Source organism: Aestuariimicrobium sp. T2.26MG-19.2B (assembly GCF_950101875.1).
Classification (GTDB): Bacteria; Actinomycetota; Actinomycetes; order Propionibacteriales; family Propionibacteriaceae; genus Aestuariimicrobium; species Aestuariimicrobium kwangyangense.
This window is the reverse complement of record NZ_CATNLW010000002.1, coordinates 649,354-662,750: the sequence shown is the minus strand read 5'-3', so window position 1 is coordinate 662,750 and position 13,397 is coordinate 649,354. Positions and strand designations below refer to the sequence as shown.

At 68.4% G+C, this 13,397-nt stretch carries 13 protein-coding genes and 2 tRNA genes; 9 read left to right on the top strand and 6 right to left on the bottom strand.

Annotation, left to right across the window (positions count from 1 at the left end; genetic code table 11):
- The first annotated feature begins 20 nt into the window (after nt 1-20).
- A tRNA-Asn gene (locus QQZ11_RS12905) sits at nt 21-93 on the top strand.
- A gap of 109 nt (nt 94-202) precedes the next feature.
- On the opposite strand, the gene QQZ11_RS12900 is transcribed toward QQZ11_RS12905, so the two are convergent.
- Nucleotides 203-1,627 carry an alpha,alpha-trehalose-phosphate synthase (UDP-forming) gene (locus QQZ11_RS12900; RefSeq protein ID WP_284550702.1) on the bottom strand — a complete coding sequence of 475 codons (1,425 nt, stop codon included), beginning with the start codon at nt 1,625-1,627 and terminating at the stop codon, nt 203-205.
- Between the two features lie 104 nt (nt 1,628-1,731).
- Between QQZ11_RS12900 and otsB the strand changes: the two genes are divergently transcribed.
- Nucleotides 1,732-2,604 (top strand): trehalose-phosphatase, encoded by an 873-nt coding sequence (gene otsB / locus QQZ11_RS12895; protein WP_284550701.1) that lies wholly within the window; start codon nt 1,732-1,734, stop codon nt 2,602-2,604.
- On the opposite strand, the gene QQZ11_RS12890 is transcribed toward otsB, so the two are convergent.
- Both QQZ11_RS12890 and QQZ11_RS12885 read right to left on the bottom strand, forming a co-directional pair.
- Nucleotides 2,576-3,661, bottom strand: a complete 1,086-nt coding sequence (locus tag QQZ11_RS12890; protein ID WP_284550700.1) for a hypothetical protein — start codon at nt 3,659-3,661, stop codon at nt 2,576-2,578. The genes otsB and QQZ11_RS12890 overlap by 29 nt on opposite strands.
- A gap of 72 nt (nt 3,662-3,733) precedes the next feature.
- Nucleotides 3,734-4,243, bottom strand: a complete 510-nt coding sequence (locus QQZ11_RS12885) for a DUF4395 domain-containing protein (RefSeq protein ID WP_284550699.1) — start codon at nt 4,241-4,243, stop codon at nt 3,734-3,736.
- A gap of 135 nt (nt 4,244-4,378) precedes the next feature.
- On the opposite strand from QQZ11_RS12885, the gene QQZ11_RS12880 reads away from it, so the two are divergent.
- Nucleotides 4,379-4,452 (top strand) — tRNA-Ile (locus QQZ11_RS12880).
- 131 nt (nt 4,453-4,583) lie between these two features.
- Nucleotides 4,584-5,555 carry an NAD-dependent epimerase/dehydratase family protein gene (locus QQZ11_RS12875; RefSeq protein ID WP_284550698.1) on the top strand — a complete coding sequence of 324 codons (972 nt, stop codon included), beginning with the start codon at nt 4,584-4,586 and terminating at the stop codon, nt 5,553-5,555.
- A gap of 77 nt (nt 5,556-5,632) precedes the next feature.
- Here the strand turns inward: QQZ11_RS12875 and QQZ11_RS12870 are convergent, their stop codons facing one another.
- The 3 genes from QQZ11_RS12870 to QQZ11_RS12860 form a co-directional block, all read right to left on the bottom strand.
- Nucleotides 5,633-6,709 (bottom strand): Gfo/Idh/MocA family protein, encoded by a 1,077-nt coding sequence (locus tag QQZ11_RS12870; protein WP_022910513.1) that lies wholly within the window; start codon nt 6,707-6,709, stop codon nt 5,633-5,635.
- Between the two features lie 104 nt (nt 6,710-6,813).
- Nucleotides 6,814-7,626: an HAD family hydrolase gene (locus QQZ11_RS12865; protein WP_284550697.1), complete on the bottom strand. Its 813-nt coding sequence runs from the start codon at nt 7,624-7,626 to the stop codon at nt 6,814-6,816.
- Nucleotides 7,626-8,474 carry a hypothetical protein gene (locus QQZ11_RS12860; protein ID WP_284550696.1) on the bottom strand — a complete coding sequence of 283 codons (849 nt, stop codon included), beginning with the start codon at nt 8,472-8,474 and terminating at the stop codon, nt 7,626-7,628. Before QQZ11_RS12860 ends, QQZ11_RS12865 begins: the two co-directional genes overlap by 1 nt.
- Nucleotides 8,475-8,630: 156 nt before the next feature.
- Here QQZ11_RS12860 and QQZ11_RS12855 point away from each other — a divergent pair, with 156 nt between their 5' ends.
- From QQZ11_RS12855 to QQZ11_RS12835, 5 genes are read left to right on the top strand one after another with little or no spacing between them, the layout of a single operon-like run.
- Complete coding sequence (locus QQZ11_RS12855) at nt 8,631-9,659, top strand: AAA family ATPase (protein WP_284550695.1); 1,029 nt, start codon at nt 8,631-8,633, stop codon at nt 9,657-9,659.
- 18 nt (nt 9,660-9,677) lie between these two features.
- Nucleotides 9,678-10,763: a DUF58 domain-containing protein gene (locus QQZ11_RS12850; RefSeq protein WP_284550694.1), complete on the top strand. Its 1,086-nt coding sequence runs from the start codon at nt 9,678-9,680 to the stop codon at nt 10,761-10,763.
- 31 nt (nt 10,764-10,794) lie between these two features.
- Nucleotides 10,795-11,757 carry a VWA domain-containing protein gene (locus QQZ11_RS12845; protein ID WP_022910508.1) on the top strand — a complete coding sequence of 321 codons (963 nt, stop codon included), beginning with the start codon at nt 10,795-10,797 and terminating at the stop codon, nt 11,755-11,757.
- Entirely contained in the window at nt 11,754-12,707 is a 954-nt protein-coding gene (locus QQZ11_RS12840; RefSeq protein WP_446698859.1) for a VWA domain-containing protein, read from the top strand. The genes QQZ11_RS12845 and QQZ11_RS12840 overlap by 4 nt, the downstream gene beginning before the upstream one ends.
- On the top strand, nt 12,704-13,396 hold the full coding sequence (locus QQZ11_RS12835; protein WP_446698858.1) for a YggS family pyridoxal phosphate-dependent enzyme: 693 nt from the start codon (nt 12,704-12,706) through the stop codon (nt 13,394-13,396). The genes QQZ11_RS12840 and QQZ11_RS12835 overlap by 4 nt, the downstream gene beginning before the upstream one ends.
- Nucleotide 13,397: the final 1 nt, after the last annotated feature.

Here is a 13,397-nt window from a genome sequence, read left to right as displayed (position 1 = left end):
CCGCACAGCGGCAACGCTGATCCCCTGTAGCTCAATTGGCAGAGCATTCGACTGTTAATCGAAGGGTTGGAGGTTCGAGTCCTCCCGGGGGAGCAAGACTTCGCCAAGCCCGTCCCACCAGCGCATGTGCGCTGGTCAGGACGGGCTTTCGTCGTTCCGGCGGGAGCGGGCACCCACGGCCCCGGCCGTGGGCGCCCAAGGTTCAGCCGTGGGCTCGGGCCACCTCGTCCAAGGTGTCGAGGAAGTTCTGCGCCCACCGGTCGATCGTGTGCTCGGTCACCTGCCTGCGCAACGCCGACATCCGGCGGCGCCGCACTCGCGGCCCGTCGGTGGCCGCCTGCATGAGCGTCTCCTTCATGCCGTTCAGGTCGTACGGGTTCACCAGGTAGGCCTGCTTGAGTTCCAGCGCGGCCCCCGCGAACTCGCTCAGCACCAGGGCGCCGTCGTCGCTGCCGTGGCAGGCGACGTACTCCTTGGCGACCAGGTTCATGCCGTCGCGCAGGGGAGTGACCACCATCACGTCGGCGATCGAGTACATGGCAGCCATCGTGTGACGGGGGAAGGAGGCGTGACGGTAGACGATCGCCGATCGTCCAACCCCTCCCACCTCGGAGTTGATGCGACCCACCAGCAGGTCGATGTCGTCACGCAGGCGCTTGTACTCCTCCACCCGCTCCCGGCTGGGGGTGGCGACCTGCAGCAGCACGGCCTCCGACGGGTCGAGCTTGCCCTCGGCGAAGAGTTCTCCCATGGCCCTGATGCGCTGGCGCAGACCCTTGGTGTAGTCCAGTCGGTCGACGCCCAGGAAGATCACCTTCGGGTTCCCGAGGTCTTCGCGCAGTTGTCTGGCCTCAGCCTTCACCTCGTCGGACTCGGCCAGTTCCCGGAAGCCGTCCGTGTCGATCGAGATGGGGAAGGCCTTCGCGACCGCCACCCGACCGTCGCCCAAGGTGATCTCGCTGCCCTTCACGGTCACCTTCTCGGGGGCGTGGCGTCGGGCGAGCCGCAGGAAGTTCTGCGCGCCGCCGGGAACCTGGAACCCGACCAGGTCGGCTCCCATCAGGCCACCGAGCAACTGTCGACGCCACGGGATCTGGTGGAACAGCTCGACGGGTGGGAACGGGATGTGCAGGAAGAAGCCGATCTTGAGGTCGGGTCGCAGTTCCCGCAGCATCGTCGGCACCAGGTGCAGCTGGTAGTCCTGCACCCACACGGTCGCGCCGGGGCCGGCCACTTCGGCCGCCCGCTGGGCGAACCGCTGGTTGACCAACTGGTAGGAGTCCCACCACTCCCGGTGGAACTCGGGGAAGGCCACGGAGTCGTGGTAGAGCGGCCACAGGGTGGCGTTGGAGAATCCCTCGTAGTACTCGTTGACCTCCTGGGCCGACAGGGGCACGGGCACCACCGTGAAACCGTCGTGCTCAAACTCCTCGACGGTCTCGTCGGGCGCTCCGTGCCACCCGACCCAGGCACCGCCCTTGGCTCGCATGACGGGTTCGAGGGCCGTCACCAAGCCACCGGGCGAGGTGCGCCAGTCAATGGTTCCGTCGGGCGAGACGGTGCGGTCCACGGGAAGTCTGTTGGCGACGACGACGAACGGGGCGCCGTCGGTGGGGGCAGCGGTCAAGGCTCACTCCTTCAGTCATTCCCACCCTAGCGGTGCCTCGCGGAACGTTGTTCCTTGTCAGCTTCGCGAGGCGCCGCCACGAGCCAGCTGACTAGGGTGGGGGCATGAGCTCATGGCAGGTGACCACCGACCGAGGGCGGGCCTTCGTCCAGGCGATCGTGGACGACCCGGGGCACGCCCTGCTTGCCTTCGACTTCGACGGCACGTTGTCGCCGATGGTCGAGGATCCCGCGGTCGCCTTCATCTCCGACGATGCCCGCGCCGCTCTGCTCGCGCTCGGCTCGAGGGTCGGTCAACTGGCCATCGTGACCGGACGACCGATCGATGCGGTGCGGCAGCTGGCCAGGCTGGACGATGACGACTTCGGCCACCTGGTGGTGCTGGGCCAGTACGGCGTGGAGCGCTTCGACTGCGCCACCGGGGTGGCCCGGGTGCCCGAGGTCTCGGCGGGATTCCGCGATGCGGTCGCTGAGATCTCGTCGCTGGTGGAGGAGAGAGCCGCCAGCGATCCAGCGCTGGGCGGCGTCCACCTCGAGGACAAGGGTCGTGCACTGGGAGTTCACACCCGCAGGGCGGCCGATCCCCAGCGGGCGCTGGAGACCCTCACCGGTCCCGTCGCGGCGGTTGCAGGCGCCCACGGGCTCCACCTCGAGCCAGGCAAACTGGTGCTCGAGGTCAGGGAACAGTCGACCTCGAAGGCCGAGGCCCTGCGCGAACTGATCGAGCATGGCTCACCGAGGACGGTGATGATGGCCGGGGACGACTTGGGTGACCTCCCCGCGTTCGAGGAACTGCACCGGTGGGCCGCCCGGGGGGTGGTTACGGCTGCCCTGGTGTCGGGGTCGACCGAGAGGCCTGAGTTGGCCGCCCACGCCGACCTCCAGGCGGACGGTGTGGAGGGAGTTGGGGCCTTTCTTGCCTGGCTGGCCGCCGAACTCACCACCAAGGTCACCACCAGGGCTGATCGGCAAGTGTGACCGGGGCGCCCCGGCGCACCGCTTCCTCGATGGCGAACCCGATGGCTGCGTCCTGGCAGGCCTCCGCCAGTGGGTAGGGCCCGGGCGCTGACGATCCCGCTTCGGAGTCCGACACCCAGGTTGCCATCTGTGCCAGGACCGCCGCGGTGGCGTGCTCATCGTCCGACCAGCGTCGACCCGGCCACGGGTTGCGCCACAGCACGTGGTCGCCGTGGCTCAGGGTCTCGGAGTCATAGCCCGACATGTCCAGGTCGTGCCCCGACTGCCGGCGTTCGATGCGCGAGCTGAGCACCGTCTCGGGTCCTCCCCAGCGCAGCACCTGCTCGCCGTCGAGTTCTCCGTGGGTGCCGCGCACCACCAGTCGGCGCACCCGCAGCAGGTTGCGGGTCTGCAGGTCGGTGAAGTCGTAGACGCCGCTGCGACCCTCACCCGGGGCGCCGAACTGGATCACCGCGTGGGTGGTGGTTGCATCCGTGGGCGCCGGGTCGGGAGTCCACCCGGCGCGTGACAAGGGCTGCAGCAGGGGTGCGGAGGTGGTCGTCGCGGTCACGAGGGCGGGGCCGGGACGGGCGTCGAGGTGGGCCCGCATCAGCGCCACGGCATGGTAGAGCTGGGTGGAACTCACCTGCACCTGGGTGGGAGTGCCGAGGGCTCCTGAGCGCACCAGCGCCAGCCGGGCCGCGTGGGAGGGGTAGTGCGGGTACTGCTCCGCCACCTGCACCAGGCCGGAGCCACCCACCTGTGACCACAGGGTGTCCAATCCCTCGAGGTCCGCTGCGGGTGGGGTCTCGCTCAGGATGGGGAGCCCCAGGTCCACGGATTCGGCGATCACCGCGGCGGCGCTCGTCCACCCCACGGACGAGACGACGAACCGCGCGCCCGTGGTGGCCACGGCCTCGGCGATCGATCCGAACGAGGGAGCTGGGGTCTCGCGCGGGCTGCGCACCACGATGCCGGCGCAGGTGACGCCGATCCCTCGCGCCGCCTCCCACCAGGCGCGGGAGCGGTAGCCCCACCCGACCAGCACGAAGGAGGGGGCAGGCTCAGGCGTGGTCATGCCCGGAGGTTAGCGGAGAGCGCTCTCCGAGCGGGCGGCTTGAGCTGATGCCGAGGCTCGCGCCGAACGGGCTCAGGCGCAGTCGACGCAGAGATCGGGATTGACCACGCCGAATCGGGCCAGCAGTCCGAAGAGCTTGCAGCCGACGCACAAGCCGAGCACTGCCTCGAGGGCGGGGAACAGCACCATGATGGCGCCGACGGCCCAGACCACCGCGATCGGCCACGACGCGGAGGTGACCAGTGATCCGACCCAGGCGACGGTGGCCAGACCGGTCATGGTCGCCCCGATGCCTGCTGCGAACTGCTTCGGTGCCGAGGCGGTGGGGCGACGGCCGACCGAGACGCGCGGACGCACGAACCGCTGAATCACGCGCGAGGTGACACCCCAGCGCGGGCCGAGGATCGTTCGACTGAGGAAGTCCGCGAACAGCACGGCGAAGAGCCACCACTGCTGGGTCAGCAGGGTGACCAGCACGACGACGAGGACGAGACCGGCGACCAGACGGACGGTCACGTCGTCCACGGATTCGGGCCAGCGGCGGCGGGCGCCGATGGCGCCGATCGGGAGGGTGGTCGTCATGACTCCTGCTTTCTCAGTCGATAAGCAGAGGTTATGTGAGGCGGTAGCGGCGGGCAACTCGGAGCGCGTCGGGCAGCCGAAGGTGGGCAGGACGGGTGAACCGATAGAGTCTGCGGGTCGCAGTCTCGGCGCACGGGGGCGTTAGCTCAGCCGGTCAGAGCAGGGGACTCATAATCCCTGGGTCGCGGGTTCGAGCCCCGCACGCCCCACCCCACACCTGATGGCCAAGCCGTCACGCTGGGCCCAATCAGAGTCCACGCTTCCCACCTTCGGCGCATCCGTCCGGTAGAACAGCAGGTGTCGTGGGCTGCGCCAGCGGCCATCACCGAGGGAGAAGCACATGCGCATCGTTGTGATCGGTGGGAGTGGCCACATCGGGTCGTTCCTGATTCCCCGCCTCGTCCGGGGCGGCCACGAGGTCGTGAACATCAGCCGCGGGACGTCGACTCCCTACGTCGACCCCCCGGAGTGGCAACTGGTCGAGCAGGTGGTGGCTGACCGCCAGCGGGAGGACGCCGAGGGGAGCTTCCCCGACCGAGTGCTCGGGCTCGGTGGCGAGGTCGTGATCGATCTGGTCTGCTTCACCCTCGCTTCGGCCGGCGCCTTTGTGGAGCGGTTGCGGGGCCGGACCGGGCACTACCTGTTCTGTGGCTCGATCTGGAGCGCGGGAGCCAGCCGGGTCATCCCGATGTCGGAGGAGAACACAACCGAACCCTTCGGCGAGTACGGCATCGGCAAGTACGAGATCGCCCGCCTGTTGAGGCAGGAGACGGCCAGCGGGGGACTGGTGACCACGAGCCTCCACCCCGGACACATCAGCGGCCCGGGTTGGGCACCCATCGGCCCCACGGGCAACCTCGACCCCACCGTCTGGACGAGGCTCTCGTCCGGCGAACCAGTCAGGATCCCCGGTCTGGGTGCGGAGACCATGGCGCACGTGCACGCCGACGATGTCGCCCAGTCGTTCGAATGTGCAGTCGAGCACCGGGACCAGGCGTCAGGCCAGGAGTTCTACATCACCGCCGCCGACGCGCTCAACGTGCGCGGCTACGCCACCCTTGCTGCGTCCTGGTTCGGCAGACCGCCCGTGCTCGAGTCCGTCTCGTGGGAGGCCTTCAGGGAGGGCTTGGCCCCCGAACACGCCGATGCGAGCTGGGAGCACCTGGTGCGAAGTCAGAGTTTCACGATGCAGAAGGCGCAGCGGTTGCTCGGTTATGCGCCGAAGTACAGCGCAGGCGAGACCGTCCAGGAGGCTGTGCGGTGGTTGGTCGACCATGGACGGATCGAGGTGGCCTCGCCCCTCGTGGTCTGACCCGGCCCGGACATGGATCGGGGGCGACGTCCGTGGACGCCGCCCCCGACCGGGAAGACCCATCAGGCCCTGACCACTCAGGCCTCGAAGGCGATGGCCTCACCGGTGCGGTGCGACTCGAAGGCCGCCTCCAGCACCTTCAAACAACGCAGCACCGTCGAGATCTCAACCAAGGGCTGCTCGCGTCCCTCGATGGCGGCGACCAGGTTGGTGTAGAAACCGTCCATCGACACCGGGATGCGCGGGATCGGCAGGATCTCAAGGTTGTCCTGCACCTTGGCGCGGGCGGCGTAGTCGACGAGCCGGGGCGCCATCGTCTTGGTCATGCCCTGCCCTGCCAGCACCGGCACCGCGTCCGAGTCCTTCTCGAGGTCGTGCAGACGCACGATCTTGCCGTTCAGGTCCCAGTCCTCGATCTCGGCGGTGCCGTGGGCACCCTCCATGTGGAAGTTGGGTCCCGAGATGAAGTTGTTGGTCGTGCACGCAGCCACGGCCTCCACGCCGTTGTCGAACGACAACTGGATGCGGAAGCCGTCGTCGACCTCGTGGCCGGCGATGTGCGAGAGACGGCAGAACACGCGGTTGAGCTTGGCGGGCACCATCAGCAGCAGCCGGTCGACGAGGTGGACACCCCAGTCGAGCACCATGCCGCCTCCGCGAACGGGGTCGCGGCGCCAGTCGCCGGGGATCCCTCGGGACCCGTCGACGCGGGACTCGACGTAGGTGACCTGACCCAGCGTCCCCTCGTCGAAGAGCTGCTTGATGACGAGGTAGTCCTCGTCCCAGCGGCGGTTCTGGTGCACGGTGAAGACCTTGCCTGCCGCCTCGGCCGCGGCCATCACTTCTTCCAGCTCGGCCGAGTTGAGCATGGCCGGCTTCTCGGTGAGCACGTGCTTGCCGGCCGCGAAGGCCGCCAGTGCGATCGGGTGATGCGCCTCGTTGGGGGTGGTGATCACGACGAGATCGATCTCGGGATCAGCCAAGCCCTCCTCCAGCGACGCGTAGCCGTGGAGTCCGGCGGTCTCGGCCTCCTCGATGGCGCGGGGGTCGACGTCGACCACGCCCTTGACCGTCACCCCCTCGGCTGCCGCCAGCTTGCGTGAGTGGTAGATGCCCATCGTGCCGTAGCCGACGATGAGGGCCGCATGAGTCATGGGTGAAGCTTCCTGGGGTGGGGGTGAATGGATGTTCAGTCAACTCTTTCAGACCCGGGCGACCCGATGGCAAGTGCCCACGCCAAAGCGCGCCAACGGGGCGATCAGTCGTCGTGACCGAGCAGCCCGAGCAGGGTTCGACCCACACCCGAGTCGTCGTGGTCGCCCGCGACCGGCAGCCCCAGTTCGTGCAACGACGGATGGGCATTCGACATCACGAACCCGCGCCCCACCAACTGCAGCATGGCGATGTCGTTGGGCATGTCACCGAACGCCACCGCCTCGGCTGCCGCGATGTCGAGGTCGTCGAGCACGCGCTGCAGTCCGCTGGCCTTGGTCACCCCGGGCGACGAGATCTCGAGCAACCCGGGGGAGACCACGAACGACCACGTGGGGGTGAGCCGGTCGCCGATGAGTGGGGCGAGTACTTCGGCGAGACGATCTGAGGGCAGGTCCGCCGAGCGGACCAGCAGCTTGACGGCTGGACTGACGTTCAGGGCCTCGTCGATCGGACGAACGGTGGCGCCCGGAACGGCCACGGTCGAATGAGCCAGGTAGACCTCGTCGCACGACCACCCGTCCACGTGTTCCAGTGCGAACCCGAGCCGGGAGTCGGCGCCACGCAGGTCGCCGATGACCTCCGCGACCACGTCGACGTCGAGGCTGTCGTGGGAGGTGACCACTCCACCGTGCAGGTCGTAGCGCACCGCACCGTTGCTGGTGAGCACGTGCAGGTCGAGGTCATGGAGGGGCTCGAGCACCTGCAGCCAGCGCCACGGCCGGCCAGTGGCCACCACCACCTCGATGCCACGATCGGCAGCCTCACGGAGAGCGCGTTGGTTGAGCCCGGAGATCACACCCTCGGCATTGAGCAGGGTTCCGTCGAGATCGGTCGCGACCAGTCTGGGCTCGGTCATCACAACTTCTTGTTCGGGGTGGGTGACCCACCCGACTTCGACCCCTGTGGGTCGGGTGACTCATAGCTGGCCGACTTGGTGGGGGAGTTGTGCCCCCCCGAAGACCCCGGCGACTCCGGTGAGGCCGACTGCGAACCCGAGGACGACGGCGAGGCCGATCCGCCGCCGGAGGCGGAGCCGGTGGTGGGCACCGGCGGTGGTGGGGAGACCGGGGGCTGCTTGGAGAAGATGAGGACGGCGATCAGCAACGCGAGGGCGGCCAGCAACAGCATCAGCAGCCACGCCACCAGGGTCGTCACCCATCCTGCGCGGTCGGTTCGTCCCGGCCACGGCAGCGGCCACAGGCGCGACGTGCCCGGCTGCTGGTTGTTGCGCCAGTGGAGGTCGTAGTCGGGGCCGCTGGGGCGTCCCAACAGCGACGTACGGGACAGGTCGACCGCTGTGAGCAGACGCTCGGCCTCGGCGACGGCGCGCGGGGAGCCGTCGTAGGCCAACGCCACCCACGGCGCGAGCGGGGCATGGCCGGGATCGACGGGATCGTCGTCCTCGGAACGGAAGGTGTGGGCCAGTCGGCCCTCGTCCTGGCCACGTCCGCCGCGGGCGATGACGGTGTCGATGTGGAGCTTGTTGACCTCACCGGCCAGGCGGTCACGAGCCGCGGCGTCATGCGCCGCGCCGTCGGAGAGCACGATCACCATGACGGGGGTGTTGTCGTGATCGTCGTGACCGACGTAGGCCACCCCGGACGGCCCGGCAGTCAGCCGCGCGTCCAGCCAGAAGTCACCCACCTTGGGTGGGTCATCGGGGAACAGCGCGGAGGCGGGTCCGGCGTGCGGCAGGTCAGACATCACCACCCATCTCACCACATCGCCGGAGCACGGCGGCTGTGGACCCGAGGGGGCGGTATCGTGGCCAAGGCGTAATCACCCCGAGCACCTCAGGAGACGTGAGTGACCAACCCATCAGGGCCACAGGCGCCCACCCGGACTGGGGCCCACGGGGGCATGACCACCAAGGAAGCCTCTGAACTGCTGGGGCAGGCGATCCAGCAGGTGCAGAGGGTGATCGTGGGCCAGGAGCACATGGTCGAACAGTTGATGGTCGGGTTGCTGGCCCAGGGGCACGTCCTGCTCGAAGGCGTTCCCGGTGTTGCCAAGACCTTGGCCGTGCGCTCGTTCGCCACCGTCGTGGGTGGTTCGTTCGCACGCGTGCAGTTCACCCCCGACCTGGTGCCGTCCGACATCGTCGGTACCCGTATCTACTCGGCGAGCAAGGAGTCCTTCGACATCGAGCTGGGCCCGGTCTTCGTCAACTTCGTGCTGGCCGACGAGATCAACCGAGCGCCCGCCAAGGTGCAGTCGGCGATGCTCGAGTTGATGGCCGAGAAGCAGGTCTCCATCGCAGGCGTGACCTACCCGGCCAAGAAGCCGTTCATCGTGATCGCCACCCAGAACCCGGTGGAGTCCGAGGGCGTCTACCCCCTGCCCGAGGCACAGCGTGACCGCTTCCTGCTCAAGGTCGACGTGCCCTACCCCCGCGGCAACGAGGAGTTCGAGATCTTGCGCCGTATGAGCGTGCGGCCTCCCGAGGCCAATGGGGTGCTGAACCCCGACCTGGTGCTGCAGTTGCAGGACATGGCCTCCAACGTCTTCGTGCACAACCTGGTGGCTGAGTACATCGTCCGCATCGTGCTCGCCACGCGCACCCCCGACGAGTTCGGCATGCCCGACCTCACCAGCGTCATCCAGATCGGCTGCTCCCCGCGAGCCACGCTCGGACTCGTGGCGGCCGCCCGTGCCCTCGCCCTCATCCACGGGCGCGACTACGTCATGCCCACCGATGTGCAGGCCGTGGCTCGTGACGTGATGGGGCACCGGCTGGTGCTCGGTTTCGATGCGGTCGCCGACAACATCGAGCCCGCCAGTGTGGTCGAGCGCATCCTGGCCATGGTGCCCGCACCGACGCCGGTGTGGAACCAGCAACAGCGCCAGGCCAGCCACGAACAGGGTCGATACAACCCCGAGTTCCGCTGACCCGGTGTGGCGGACCAGATGACCCAACACCCGTCCTTCGCACCGCCACCGGGCCCGCCGCTCGGCGGAGCCCCAGCACCGAACCGATCCGACGTCGGGGTCGCAGCGACCGTGCTGGCCGCCCCGACAGGTCCGAGCCTGCCGCTCAACCGGCTGGCACCCGAGGCTGCTCTTCGCCGACTCGAACTCACCATCGTGCGTCGACTCGAGGGCTTCCTCCACGGTGACCACCTCGGGCTGTTGCCCGGGCCGGGTTCGGACGCCAACGACGCACGCATCTACCAGCCCGGCCAGGACGACGTGCGCAAGATGGACTGGGCGGTGACGGCGCGAACCACGGTGCCCCACGTGCGCGACACGATGGCCGACCGTGAACTCGAGGTGTGGGCGCTGCTCGACGTGACCCCGTCGATGAACTGGGGTACCGACGGTGTCACGAAGCGTGACCTCGGCATCGCGGCCATCGCCACCATCGGCTTCCTGTCGCAGAAGATGGGTGACCGCTTCGGCGGCATGCTGATGCGGCAGGACTCCATCAAACGGCTTCCGGCCCGCTCCGGCCGCTCGGCCCTGTACGGGCTGCTGCGCACCATGCTGGACGAACCCATCGTCCCCGACCATGCCCCCGGAGAGCTGACGCTGGCCGCCGGCATCGAACAGTTGAGCCGGACCCAGCGGCGCCGCGGGATGAGAGTGGTCGTCTCCGACTTCCTCTCCCCGGGCGACGCCGAACTCGACCCCAACGTCAGCCCCGACTGGGAACGCGCCCTACGCAGGCTGTCGGTGCGCAACCAGGTGCTGTGCGTCGAGGTGGTCGACTCCCACGAACTGGAGTTCCCCGACGTCGGCGAGATGCTGATCAAGGACCCCGAGTCGAACTTCGCGCGCTACGTCAACACCGGCGACGAGAAGGCCAGGGCCCGCATGAATGCCGCCTCCGCCGCCCAACGTGAACGAGTGGCCATCGCCCTGCGCCGGGCCGGGGTCGGTCACATCCAGTTGCGCACCGACAGAGACTGGGTGCAGGACATCGCCCGGTTCGTGCTGGGCTACCGGCGGGTCGCGAGCATGTTGCACGCCCCGCCGCAGGGTGTCAGCCGATGAGGGGGAGTCAGTCGATGGAGGGAGTCAGCCGATGAGCTGGTTGCCGGAGTTCATGAACTCGGGACGACTGTGGGTGCTGGCCCTGATCCCGCTGCTGGTGCTGGCCTACGTCATCATCCTGTTGCGGCGCTCCCAGTTGGGCATGAGGTTCACCAACACGGCCGTGCTCGACCGCATCATGCCCAAGCAGTCGACCTGGCGCCGTCACGTGACGGTCGCCATGATGCTGCTGTCGCTGGTGGCCCTCTCCTTCGCGTGGGCTCGTCCGGTGGGTCAGGAGAAGGTGCCCCGCGAGCGGGCGACGATCGTGGTCGTGATCGACGTCTCGTTGTCGATGAAGGCCAAGGACGTCTCACCCGATCGACTCACCTCAGCCAAGCAGGCCGCCACCGAGTTCATCACCCGACTTCCCGCGGGGTTCAACGTCGCCATCGTCGAACTGTCGGGCAAACCGGCCACCAGGCTTCCACCCTCCACCGACCGGGGCGCTGCCCAGCGCGCCATCGGCGCGCTGGAGTTGAAGGAGGGCACGGCCATCGGCGACTCGATCACGAAGGCGCTGCAAGCCGTCGACCAGGCACCCAAGGGTCAGGACGACAAGCCGGCGCCCGCGGCGATCGTGATGCTGTCGGACGGCCAGAACACCGAGGGGGCTTCCCCCGCGGGACCAGCCGCGCAGGCCAAGCAACGAAAGATCCCGATCTACACCATCGCCTACGGCACCGAGACCGGCTACGTCGACCTCGACGGCAAGCGAGAACGGGTGGCACCCGACAAGGCCGCACTCAGGCAGATCGCGCAGTCCACGGGGGGCAAGGCCTGGGGGGCAGACAGTGCCAGCCAACTGAACAACGTCTACAAGGACGTTCGCAGTGAGGTCGGCTACGAGGACGTCAAGACCGAGATCACGGCCCAGTGGGCCTTCTACGCCTTGGCCTTCGCCGTGGTGGCGGCGCTGGGAGCCGTGTCGATGGCAGCGAGGTGGCCCTCATGAACCTGGAGTTCCTGCTCCCGCACCGACTGTGGTGGTTGCTGGTGCCGATCGGCATCACCTGCCTGTACGTCTTCCTGCTGCTTCGTCGTCCGCGCACCACGCCGTCACGCCCCAGCAACCTCTCACGCATCCTGCCCAAGGACCGCGCCTGGAAGCGCCACCTCGCGGTCGGTGCGGCCGTGCTCTCATTGGTCTCCCTGGTGGTCGCCTACGCCAAGCCGAAGGACTACACCGAGGTTCCCCGTGAGCGTGCGACCGTGATCGTGGCCATCGACGTGTCCCGTTCGATGATGGCCCAGGACGTGAAGCCGAGCCGGCTGGCTGCCGCCCAGACAGCCGCCAAGGAATTCGTCTCGTCGCTTCCGCCGCGGTTCAACGTCGCGCTGGTGAGCTTCGCCGCGACAGCGGAGCCACTGGTTCCGCCCACCACCGACCGTGGCGCCGTGGAACGAGCCATCGACGGACTGCAGCTGCAACCCTCGACGGCCATCGGCGAAGGGATCTACACCTCCCTTGACCAACTGAAGCTGGTGCCACCCGACCCGAAGGACCCCAAGGCGGTCGCCCCGGCTGCCATCGTCCTGCTGTCGGACGGTGCCACCAACTCCGGCCGCTCGTCCCTGCAGGCCGCGAAGGACTCGAAGAAGCTGAACGTTCCGATCTACACGATCGCCTACGGCACGGCCAACGGCTACGTGCTCGAGAACGGTGTGCGTCAGCCCGTGCCGGTCAACCACGGGGAGTTGCTCGACGTCGCACGGGCCTCCGGCGGCAAGAAGTTGTCGGCCGAGTCGGCCGACCAACTGGGCAAGGTGTACCGCACGATCGCCCAGGACATCGGCTACGAGAAGGTCTTCGTCGAGGTGACGGAGCGGTATGCGGGACTGGCCCTGCTGTGTGGCTTCGTGGCAGCGCTGAGCGTCATCTCACTGGCCGCCCGCTGGCCATGACCGGGCTCGCTGCCGTCCGGGCTCGGGTCGAGGCGGCCTGCGCCGACGCCGGGCGTGACCCCTCGGGTGTACGGCTGTTGGCGGTGAGCAAGACCCATCCTCTGCCGCTGCTGGTCGAGGCGGTCAGCGAGGGCTGCACCGAACTCGCCGAGTCGCGGGTTCAGGAGGTCGTCCAGAAGGCCACCGGCTGGCCTGACGCCACCGACCTGCCGATGCCCACCTGGGTGCTGATCGGTCACCTGCAGCGGAACAAGGTCCGCGACGTGGTCAGCCACGTCGAGGAGTTCCAGGCCCTCGACAGCCTCGACCTCGCCGCGGCGTTGGACCGCAGGCTCCAGGCCGCCGGACGAGACCTGCGCGTGCTGGTGCAGGTCAACTCCTCGGGGGAGGAGAGCAAGTTCGGTCTGGCCCCCGACGAGGTGATGCAGTTCTGTCGATCGCTACAACCGTTCTCGTCCCTGCGTGTCGACGGGCTCATGACCATCGCCGCCCGTAGCGACGATCCCCGCGAGGTCGTCGCCTGCTTCGAGACGATGCGCACTTTGCAGTCGCAACTGCGCGACGAGGGTGTTCTCGGCGGGGCGTGGGACGAACTGTCGATGGGCATGTCGGGCGACCTCGAGCAGGCCATCGCCCATGGTGCGACCACGGTTCGGGTGGGCACCGCGATCTTCGGCGCCCGCGGCTGAC

Coding starts and splice junctions, on each gene's coding strand:
- QQZ11_RS12835 (WP_446698858.1), top strand. CDS start 12,704: ATGACCGGGCTCGCTGCCGTCCGGGCTCGGGTCGAGGCGGCCTGCGCC.
- QQZ11_RS12890 (WP_284550700.1), bottom strand. CDS start 3,661: ATGACCACGCCTGAGCCTGCCCCCTCCTTCGTGCTGGTCGGGTGGGGC.
- QQZ11_RS12870 (WP_022910513.1), bottom strand. CDS start 6,709: ATGACTCATGCGGCCCTCATCGTCGGCTACGGCACGATGGGCATCTAC.
- QQZ11_RS12875 (WP_284550698.1), top strand. CDS start 4,584: ATGCGCATCGTTGTGATCGGTGGGAGTGGCCACATCGGGTCGTTCCTG.
- QQZ11_RS12845 (WP_022910508.1), top strand. CDS start 10,795: ATGAGCTGGTTGCCGGAGTTCATGAACTCGGGACGACTGTGGGTGCTG.
- QQZ11_RS12865 (WP_284550697.1), bottom strand. CDS start 7,626: ATGACCGAGCCCAGACTGGTCGCGACCGATCTCGACGGAACCCTGCTC.
- QQZ11_RS12855 (WP_284550695.1), top strand. CDS start 8,631: ATGACCACCAAGGAAGCCTCTGAACTGCTGGGGCAGGCGATCCAGCAG.
- QQZ11_RS12860 (WP_284550696.1), bottom strand. CDS start 8,474: ATGTCTGACCTGCCGCACGCCGGACCCGCCTCCGCGCTGTTCCCCGAT.
- otsB (WP_284550701.1), top strand. CDS start 1,732: ATGAGCTCATGGCAGGTGACCACCGACCGAGGGCGGGCCTTCGTCCAG.
- QQZ11_RS12850 (WP_284550694.1), top strand. CDS start 9,678: ATGACCCAACACCCGTCCTTCGCACCGCCACCGGGCCCGCCGCTCGGC.
- QQZ11_RS12840 (WP_446698859.1), top strand. CDS start 11,754: ATGAACCTGGAGTTCCTGCTCCCGCACCGACTGTGGTGGTTGCTGGTG.
- QQZ11_RS12885 (WP_284550699.1), bottom strand. CDS start 4,243: ATGACGACCACCCTCCCGATCGGCGCCATCGGCGCCCGCCGCCGCTGG.